Below are 9709 nucleotides of genomic sequence, written 5' to 3' on the forward strand. Positions count from 1 at the left end.
CGCGTAACAAGGGAATTAAACAAAGCGTAATTATTGAATAAAATAGTGTTCACATACCAATCATTTACACTCATTAGTGTCCCAAAGATCCATACGGATCTTTTGTGGGATCTTAGTGTATTGTTTGGAAGTTTATGTTTACTCTATTTTGCTTTTATCTTCTTCTTTAGGAATCGTTTATCTGCCAAGACAAAGAACATAAACGATAGAAGGAAACAACTTACCCCTATCATCAGTAATTTTCTCTTTTATGGAGAAGATGCCAGTAAGGAAGAAAAGTATGAGTACATAGAACTAAAGGTGGAGATACGGGAGTTTATAAAAGACCCCATCAATCGCAGCGTTCTCAAAGAAATACTTCTGGATCTGCAGCGCGATCTTACCGGGGATGCAAGACTGCGATTGTTATCCTTATATCAGGATTTTGACTTACATCTGGATGCCTATCAAAAATTAAACAGCTGGCGCTGGGAAGTGGTAACCAAAGGCATTGTAGAATTAACACAGATGCAGGTAGAACAAGCCTATACCTTTATTAAAAAATATATTAATCACAAAAGAAGTGTGATCCGCAAGCAGGCACAGATTGCAACGGTTTCCTTAAAACACGAGGGAATCACTCACTTTCTCGACACAAACAAATACGCCATCTCAGAGTGGCAACAAATCAAGATTTTAGACATACTTCGGGATCAGGAAGATTATATTCCCCCGCAATTTGGAGCATGGCTTACATCAAAGAATAAAGATGTGGTTCTTTTCTCACTTCGACTTATTAGACATTTTAACCAGACAGACGCAAATAGGTCGGTTACTGAACTGTTAAAGCACAAGGATGATGAATTAAAACAAGCGGCAATTGAGTGTATTAAGGAATTTGGGATTAAAGAAGCAATTCCGATGTTGAAGTCAGCGTTCAAAAGATCAAAACAGGCAACCAAAATATCTATCCTCGATGCACTAGGCGCTTTGGGTTCAGATGAAATTATTCCATACCTATTTGAGATCTATGAAAAGGAGAGAAATTTTAATGTGAAGAGCAAAGCTTTGAGTAGCATCAATGCGATAAGTCCTAACACGGTACTGCCTGTGGAAAACCTCGATCCTGCTATCAAAATTGATTCGGAAATGGCTGTTCAGGAAGAAGAAACAGCGCTTGAAAAGCCTTTAGAAATTGAAAGCAATGAGAATGTACAACCACTTGAAACAACAGAAGAAGAAGTAGTGATCACGGAAGAAGGAAATGAACTTTTCCTGGAGGACCTGGATATTTTTGAGGTTTGTTTTATGGAAGAGCTCAACGAGATCCTTGACCGTTCAGAAATTGAAGATACTAGTATTGAGGTTAAATATTTGCCTCTGGATTTCTTACCCATCGTAGTTCAAAAACAACCTAAAATGGCAAAAAAGAAACAAAAAAAGAAACAAAAAAGGAAGTCGGATCCTAAATTCAGTCAGTTGGATGTAACCTTTGAGGAAGTGCACCCGGAAGAAGGCTTTAGAAAAGAGTTGGAGGATATTCTGAGCAGGGTGGAGGTGCCAGACCTGCAGGGAAACATAGAGGTAGAATACCTGAATTTCAAATTTTTACCCTTTGTAGTGCATGACGAAGCCGAAGCTGATAAATTACCGGCCCTTATTGAAGAGATCAATGCGATGGAAGTCAATGGGATTGAAATAATCTTACCTGAACCAATTAAAGAGAATGGCGTTTTAGAAGTGGAGGAAAGGTCTGTTATAGATCAGCATGAAGAAGGAACTGATGCTTGTTCAATGGTGGACTGGGGTGATCTTGACGAAGAAATAGTAACGTCAAAAGTTAATGTGATTGAACAACCTCCTAAAGAAGAGAGTATCGCGCAACTAAATGCCCCCACTTTTGGTTTTAGCATTTTCGAAGAACTATTTCGGCATTGTGATACAGAATCTAAACTTATTTTGTTGGATGAGATCCTGGATCTTGGCGATGACAAAGAATTGTGTTTTCTAAAATCCTTATCCAAAGATTCTAACCGGGATGTTCGAAAAAAGGCAAAAGATATTGCCTCCAGGCTCGGACAAAAGCTCCGTACTGAACATGCAGATAAACAAACGCCAGATAGCATTGTAAAATGGGCCGATACCGAAAGGGAGAAGCCCTCAATTTCTTTGAATTTTCATTTAGATGACCGTGAAATTAGAAAAATAAGGGATCTCAATAAGTAATGGACAACGGCCTATTCAACATACTGCTAGAATATTTGAACATCGTGTTTATGGTGTTCTCTACCGTGTTGTTTGCGCTGTATTTTCTTATGGCCTATCTGGCAACCAGGAATTCCATTCATTATAAAAACAAAAATAGTTTTGGAGATATCTCAAAGACGATGGGTTCACCCTTATCTCCAAGCATTACAATTATAGCACCGGCTTACAACGAGGGCCTAACGATCGTAGAAAATGTAAGATCACTTCTTTCCCTGCAATATGTTAATTACGAGGTTATGGTAGTAAATGATGGAAGCAAGGATGATACGCTGCAGAAACTAATTGAAGGATATAAACTTGAAAAGATCGATAGAAAGATAGATCCGGAGATAAGGTCGAAACAAATAAGAGGCATCTATAAATCTACTCAACGTTCATTTTCAAAACTGACAGTGGTAGATAAGATGAATGGGGGTAAATCCGATGCCTTGAACGCAGGGATCTATTTATCTGAAAATAAATATGTTGGATGTATTGATGTGGACTGTCTTATACAACCCGATGCGCTATTGCATGTGGTAAAGTCCTTTTATCAGCACTCTGAAAAACGGGTGATCGCCGTTGGAGGGGTAATAAGAGTGGCCAATTCCTGTAAAATAACTGGTGGCACACTTGAAGAGATTCGATTGCCTAAGAACTGGTTAGCCAAATTTCAACTACTTGAATATACCCGTTCATTCTTACTTGGCCGAATGGCATGGGCGAGATTAGATAGTCTTTTGATCATTTCTGGAGCATTTGGTTTTTTTGATCGGGAAATTGCACTAGAAGTGGGTGGCTATGATACAACTACGGTAGGGGAGGACATGGAAATTATATTTAGGATGAGACGGCATATGCACGATATAGAAGAGCCCTATCATGTGGCTTATATCCCCGATCCCCTTTGCTGGACAGAAGTTCCTGAGGATATGAAAATATTCATGAACCAGCGTGATAGATGGTCCAGAGGAAATTTAGAAACCCTCTTTACACATAAGGATATGTTCTTTAATCCTAAGTACGGCAGGTTAGGCATGTTGAGCTATCCCTATTGGTTCTTTTACGAATGGTTGGCACCAATTCTGGAATTTCTGGGGTGCATTGCAGTCATTGCATTTTTGTATTTAGGGATATTGAACTGGGACTTTTTTATTGCCATTACGGTTACAATCTATAGTTTTTCTATCATGTTCTCTTTCTATGCAATTCTATGGGAAGTGTACTCTTATAATCAATACTCAAGGACCAGGGATATTTTGACGCTTATGATCTTTGCCATCTTAGAGCCCATTATTTTTCATCCTATAGTAGTATGGTCATCGGTAAGAGGGAATTACAAAAAACTATTTAAAATAAAATCTGGTTGGGGTTCACAGGTCAGAAAAGGATTTGCAAAAGCATAAAACATGCAGGTAGATATTAACATAGGATCTAAGAGAAAGGAGTTGAAAGACTTTACACGTCTTGTATTGTCCTTTTTCCTGTGTCTGGTGTTTATGGCGCTTTATCAGAATACAAGATTGTATTGGTCTGGTGTGCTCGATAGTATTTTAAATAAGAGCTTTTTTCTATTAATTGTCCACCATCTTGGTTTTGCTTCTTTAAGTGCTATATTCCTTGCATTTTTATTCAACTTTCTGGAACGGATAAAGGCAAATCTTGGATTTAAGACCGTTACAATAATTTTGTTATTGTTGTTGGTTACAGAGGGGTTGCTTACAAACTACTATGTAGACTACTATGAGATTTTAGGGTCAGGTTTTTATGACAGGATACAAAATAATGGTGGTCTCAGGTTTTTTTATGGAACACCAATTCTTTTATTGGCATGTTCCGTTCTTATGTATTTATTCTATAAGATCATGGCCAATATTTATTCGCTGATCAATAGAATGTACCCATTCACTATCGTACTTTTCAGTCTTTTCTTGGCCACACTGATCTCGAGGAAGAATCCTGTAAATGAAAACAAAACACAGTATCTCTTATATCATCAAACCAAGGCTTCCTTTGACTTCAATAAATATGAAGGGACCCAGGAATACCCGCTGTTAAAACCCTTCGATCCGCCAAATGAGTTGGCAGATTATTTTTCTTTGGGTGAAAAAAAACCAAATCTGGTCTTTATTGTAATGGATGGGGTAGGTGCCGATTTTGTTGGTGAAAAAGCTGTTTATAATGAGTTTATGCCTTATCTAAACTCATTATTAAAGGAATCCTTGTATTGGCCTCATTATCTGAGTAATACCGGCGAGTCTGTGGCTAGTATTCCATCTATCTTTGGATCCTTGCCTTTTGGAGAAAATGGTTTTACCAATAATATATCCAGAACAGACAGAAAGACACTTTTTGAAATATTAAAGGCAAATGACTATCAAACTTCCTTTAATTTTGGAGGTAATAGCTCCTTAGACAATCTTGGAAAATTCTTATTTGAAGAACAGATAGATCTGTTGGTTAGCAGAAAGGCCTATGGTCCTTCATATTCACAGCAGGATACAGATGCAGCCGGTATTTCCTTAGGTTATCCTGATGGTGAATTATTTCGAAAATGGTATGAAGATTTTCAGAGTACGTATCATCCAAGATTGGATGTCTTCCTAACTCAAAGTACCAAAAATCCATTTAAGATTCCACAAGAAGAGAAATACAGAGGTGAAGTTGAAAAGATCTTGAGTTCAGGAAAGTTTGCAAGTAGAAATAGAAGACTGATCAATAAAAATGATGAGATCTTTGCCAGCCTTTTATATTCAGATGAGGCTGTAAAAAACTTTATAGGACAATACAGGCGCAAAGCCGAATTTCAGAATACCATCTTTGTGATTACGGGGAGCCATAACCTAACAGATCTGCCCCAGGCAGATTATCTGGGAAGATATAAGGTGCCTCTGATCATCTATAGTCCTCTTTTAAAATCACCTGCACGTATAGGTTCATTGGTAGCTCATACAGATATACTGCCTTCTATAGCAGGTTTGTTGGATTCAAGATATGATATGCAAATCCCTAATAAAGTATCCTGGTTGGGTGATGGCCTCCTGCATCAAGGGTTTTTTAAAGCAGATAAAATGATCCCCTTATATCGGCACAAGGGGAATATTCAGGAATTTATTGTAGGAAATAAGTGTGTTTCCGGTTCTTCTTTTTATGAGATAGGAGCCGACCTAAGTTTATTCAGGCCTGAAAATGAAGAAAACAAAAAGGCGATAAAAGAAGACTTCAGGAAATTTAAAGCAGTAAATACCTATGTAACTAGAGAGAACAAGTTAATTCCGGTTACAGAGAGCGAGAAAAATACAATTGAACATCCTGAAAGCAAGTCGGATATGGTCTGGATCAATAGCGTCTTTAACAGTGATGACTATGATAGGGCATATAAGACTGCGCGCGATCTGGCTATAGAAGGAAAACGTGAACGAGCACTTCTTCTTTGTCAGCATATTTTGAAAGAGGTACCGGGACACGCAGATACAGAAATACTAATGGGTCGTATTCATGCCTGGAACAAAGAATACGCACAAGCAGCAATTATATTGGAAATGGCGATAAAAAAATACCCGGTATATGCAGATGGGTATTCGGCTCTTCTTGACGTCTATTTTTGGGCGGACACCAATTATAAGGTCGCCGATGTAAAAGCACTGATAAGAAAACATCGTATTGAGAATGATGAACTGTACAAAAAGATAAAACGCGCTGAAGAAAAAATGAAAAAGGAACAAACCTTGTTCGACAGCGGCAATTTAGGCTTCCTTGATTTTGAAGATGATATATATGAATGATTTAAAGAAAACTTTGAAATATATCTGCCATGGATTACTTCTATGCAGTTTTCCAGTATTAATACACGCTCAGGAAATTCCATATACGGGAGATCCTGATGCATCGCTGCAACGAGCCATGACGCTTGCCTTTGATGGGAATAGGGTGGAAGCCAGGGATACACTTACTAATATATTAACAGCATATCCGGATTATACTGATGTTCGCACTTTATTGGCCAAGACCTATAGCTGGGATGGAAATTATGATGAAGCACGAAAACAATTTAATCGTATAACTTCAGAAGAAAGACAGCTTAAAGAAGTTTGGATTGCGGCAATTCGCAACGAGATGTTTGCTGAAAACTTCAATTTAGCACTGGGACTGGCTAATAAAGCATTGTTGTATTTAGCAGAGGAAGATGCCCTGGTACAACTTCGAAGTGAGATCTTAAAGAAACTCGAAGGTATTGAAGAATCTGCTACCACAAGCAGCACTTCAGAAAAGACGGCGGAGGAAGCAAAAAAGTATAAAAATTCTGTTACCCTTTTTACCTCCACGGATGTTTTTGATGTTGTATTCGATCCCATGTTTTATTCCGGTCTCGAATTTATTCATGAAACCTCCCTTGGAAAGATCATTCCCAGAATTAATTATAGCAATAGGTTTGATATAGACGGAATTCAATATGAATTAGATCTATACCCAAAAATATCAAAATCGTTTTACGCTTATTTAAATTATGGCTATAGCCAATCTGAGATATACCCAACCCATAGGTTTGGAGGGGACCTTTATGCCAACCTTCCAAAAGGCATTGAAGCATCTCTTGGGGCAAGGTATTTATCCTTCATTGAGAGTAATGTCACTATTTATACGGGGTCTGTAGGTCTCTATAAAGGAAATTATTATTTCTCGCTGCGGCCATATGTTACTCCAAGGAATAATAATACAACAGGCCTGTCTGGTATCCTTATCGCTCGTAAATATTTGAAAGATGCCAATAATTTTATAGGATTTTCTGGAGGAATGGGCTTTATGCCAGAATTCAGACAGTTTTTGGCAAACAGTAAATTGATCGCCGAGACGGTTTTATTTGTGGAGTCTCAGCAGCTAATGCTGGAATATCAGTTTTCCTTTAAAGACAATCCTTCCCTTTACCGTGCCAATTTGGGTATAACCAGGCAAGAGTTTGTTTTCGCTGCTGGAAATTATTTTTACGCAGTGTCTGCAGGCTTACGATACCAGGTTCGCTTTTGATTTGGCAATAACTACCTCGCAAAATGCGTTATATACAACAACTATTTGCCACTACACCACAAACTGTTGTTGAAAAAAGAAAGAAAATATATGTTTACTATGTAATCAATGAGTCCCAAGTCTCATTAAATAAACCCAAACCAACATGTTATACGATACCTACGGTGAGGAATATTTAAATTTCCTCAAGGATTTAAATGAAATCCTAAGTATTAATGAATTAGCTGAACTCGATTACTTATAGAAGTTTTGGTTAACCCTGAAAAACCCTACTATTATGGCAAATCCAAATTATGACAATGCAGCGTATTTAAATTTCATTGAAAATTTAAATGAAATTTTAAAAGATTTTGAGATCAGCAGGCTTAGCTGCTCTTAAATATATAGTGTATTTATTGTTTCAGTAAAAAAGGGAGCCTAATAGCTCCCTTTTTTAATAGTAATATATACTGCTTATTAACCCAAGTATGCTTTGAGTAACTTACTCCGGGTATTATGCCTCAGTTTTCGGATAGCTTTTTCACGAATTTGACGTACTCGCTCTCTTGTTAGGTCAAAGGTTTGTCCTATTTCTGCAAGAGTCATTGATTGTTGATCACCAATTCCATAATATAGCTTTACCACATCTGCTTCGCGAGGGGATAAGGTGTCTAGGGCCCTGTTGATCTCAGTATTCAGAGATTGGCGCATTAGGCCTTTATCTGGTTTCGGTGACTCTCCTGAACGCATAACGTCATACAGGTTAGAATCCTCTCCTTCTTTTAATGGCGCATCCATAGATACATGCCGACCTGCATTCTTCATGGATTGCTTTACCTCAGTAACCGTCATATCTAGTTCTTGTGCGATCTCCTCTGCAGAAGGTGGCCTTTCATGTGCTTGTTCTAAATACGAAAATGCCTTCTTTATTTTATTGATAGAACCAATTTTGTTCAGGGGAAGGCGTACCACCCTGGATTGCTCTGCCAAAGCCTGCAAGATAGACTGACGTATCCACCATACGGCGTACGAAATAAATTTAAACCCTCGAGTCTCATCAAAGCGCTTGGCAGCTTTAACTAAGCCTACATTGCCTTCATTAATAAGATCTGGAAGAGTAAGTCCCTGATTTTGATATTGCTTTGCTACAGAGACGACAAAACGTAAATTTGCATTTGTCAATTTCTCCAGAGCTAATTGATCTCCAGCTCTAATAAGCTGGGCTAATTCTACTTCTTCATTAGCAGTGATCAAATCTATTTTACTGATATCCTGCAAGTACTTATCCAAGGATTTTGATTCTCTGTTGGTGACCTGCTTGATTATCTTTAATTGCCTCATATGTGATGAATGGATTTAAAAATTACATCCTATCATGATACACTTTTATTCTGTCTTTTCCAAAAGTACCCCCCCATTGTTATACATATTTTATGAGAACTTTAGTATTTGCTTACAACACTGATGAAATCCACGGTTCATCGCCTGTTTTATCCGATATTCGGAATGTAAAAAGTACATTTGAAGTCCATTCAACGTATTCCCATGAGCAAAACCGCCTTAAAAAAGTACCTGGCCGAACTCAAAAAGAAGGATCTTGAGCTTCAGATCCTTGATCTTTACGGCAGATTTCCGGTAGTGAAGACCTATTATGACTTTGTTTTTAATCCAAAAGAGGAGCAAATTATACAGGAGGCTAAAAGAAAAGTTTCGAATGAATACTTTCCTCTGAGAAGAAAACGAGCTAGAGCACGCAGATCTTTGGCACATAAATATATCAAGCATTTTACAACACTGGGGATGGACCCCTTTCTTTTAGGTGAATTCATGATTTTTAACCTGGAAACGGCTCAGCGCTACTCAAAGAACCAACGAGTAAATGAGGGGTTTTATAAGAGTATGCTGCGCTCTTATAAAGAGGCTATTCACTACTTAGTGCTACATTCATTAATAAACGAGTTTAGAGACCGCATTCTGCTGTTTTATAAAGGAACGCAGCAGCAAGATTGGTTCTTTCAAGAGGAATTTGGACAACTTCTGGAAGTAATAGAAATGAATGAACAACGCTAATTACAATAAGAAATGGCGATAGTACTTATTAGACAAGATGGAAAATTAGACCTTTGGAAAAATGCCTTTTTAAAACAGTATCCAGATCTCCCGGTATTTCATTTCATGGAACCTCATCCGGTTGAAGAGATCACTATGGCCATTGTCTGGAAACACCCGGAAGGCAGTCTCACCAAATATCCAATTTTACAATGCATCGCGTCTTTTGGTGCTGGGGTCGATTTTATTTTTGAAGATACCTCACGTCCTAAAAAGGTTGACATAACCAGAGTGATCGATCCTGCTTTAGCAGCTGATATGTCCGAATATGTTGTAGGCGTTATTTTAGGATATTTAAAGAATTTGGATCTATACCGGCAAGACCAAAAGAATAAGTCTTGGGATCCCAAAACCTACACCCGGATTGCAG

Annotated in this window: 6 protein-coding genes and 1 pseudogene; 6 read left to right on the forward strand and 1 reads right to left on the reverse strand. The window is 38.0% G+C overall.

Translation table 11 applies throughout. The annotated features are described in order from the left end of the window. Positions 1–33: 33 nt before the first annotated feature. From Q0X72_RS11130 to Q0X72_RS11145, 4 genes are read left to right on the forward strand one after another with little or no spacing between them, the layout of a single operon-like run. Positions 34–2205 (forward strand): HEAT repeat domain-containing protein, encoded by a 2172-nt coding sequence (locus tag Q0X72_RS11130; RefSeq protein WP_297765275.1) that lies wholly within the window; start codon positions 34–36, stop codon positions 2203–2205. After that, entirely contained in the window at positions 2205–3632 is a 1428-nt protein-coding gene (locus Q0X72_RS11135; RefSeq protein WP_297765278.1) for a glycosyltransferase, read from the forward strand. The genes Q0X72_RS11130 and Q0X72_RS11135 overlap by 1 nt, the downstream gene beginning before the upstream one ends. 3 nt (positions 3633–3635) lie before the next feature. Beyond that, entirely contained in the window at positions 3636–6011 is a 2376-nt protein-coding gene (locus Q0X72_RS11140) for a sulfatase-like hydrolase/transferase (RefSeq protein WP_297765280.1), read from the forward strand. Beyond that, positions 6004–7251 (forward strand): YaiO family outer membrane beta-barrel protein, encoded by a 1248-nt coding sequence (locus Q0X72_RS11145; protein WP_297765282.1) that lies wholly within the window; start codon positions 6004–6006, stop codon positions 7249–7251. The genes Q0X72_RS11140 and Q0X72_RS11145 overlap by 8 nt, the downstream gene beginning before the upstream one ends. Before the next feature lie 456 nt (positions 7252–7707). On the opposite strand, the gene Q0X72_RS11150 is transcribed toward Q0X72_RS11145, so the two are convergent. Next, positions 7708–8571, reverse strand: a complete 864-nt coding sequence (locus Q0X72_RS11150) for an RNA polymerase sigma factor RpoD/SigA (protein WP_297765286.1) — start codon at positions 8569–8571, stop codon at positions 7708–7710. A gap of 180 nt (positions 8572–8751) precedes the next feature. On the opposite strand from Q0X72_RS11150, the gene Q0X72_RS11155 reads away from it, so the two are divergent. Then, the gene (locus Q0X72_RS11155; protein ID WP_297765289.1) at positions 8752–9300 is read left to right on the forward strand and encodes a DUF6155 family protein; all 549 of its coding nucleotides are present in this window, start codon (positions 8752–8754) and stop codon (positions 9298–9300) included. Positions 9301–9312: 12 nt separating this feature from the next. Continuing rightward, positions 9313–9709, forward strand: a pseudogene (locus Q0X72_RS11160) (glyoxylate/hydroxypyruvate reductase A); the annotation flags it as partial.

It is taken from the genome of uncultured Muriicola sp. (assembly GCF_947258935.1).
In the GTDB taxonomy this organism is placed as follows: domain Bacteria; phylum Bacteroidota; class Bacteroidia; order Flavobacteriales; family Flavobacteriaceae; genus Muriicola.

What these genes read in the sequence shown, in the direction of transcription:
- Q0X72_RS11135 (WP_297765278.1), top strand. Translation starts at nt 2,205, where the DNA reads ATGGACAACGGCCTATTCAACATACTGCTAGAATATTTGAACATCGTG.
- Q0X72_RS11140 (WP_297765280.1), top strand. Translation starts at nt 3,636, where the DNA reads ATGCAGGTAGATATTAACATAGGATCTAAGAGAAAGGAGTTGAAAGAC.
- Q0X72_RS11145 (WP_297765282.1), top strand. Translation starts at nt 6,004, where the DNA reads ATGAATGATTTAAAGAAAACTTTGAAATATATCTGCCATGGATTACTT.
- Q0X72_RS11150 (WP_297765286.1), bottom strand. Translation starts at nt 8,571, where the DNA reads ATGAGGCAATTAAAGATAATCAAGCAGGTCACCAACAGAGAATCAAAA.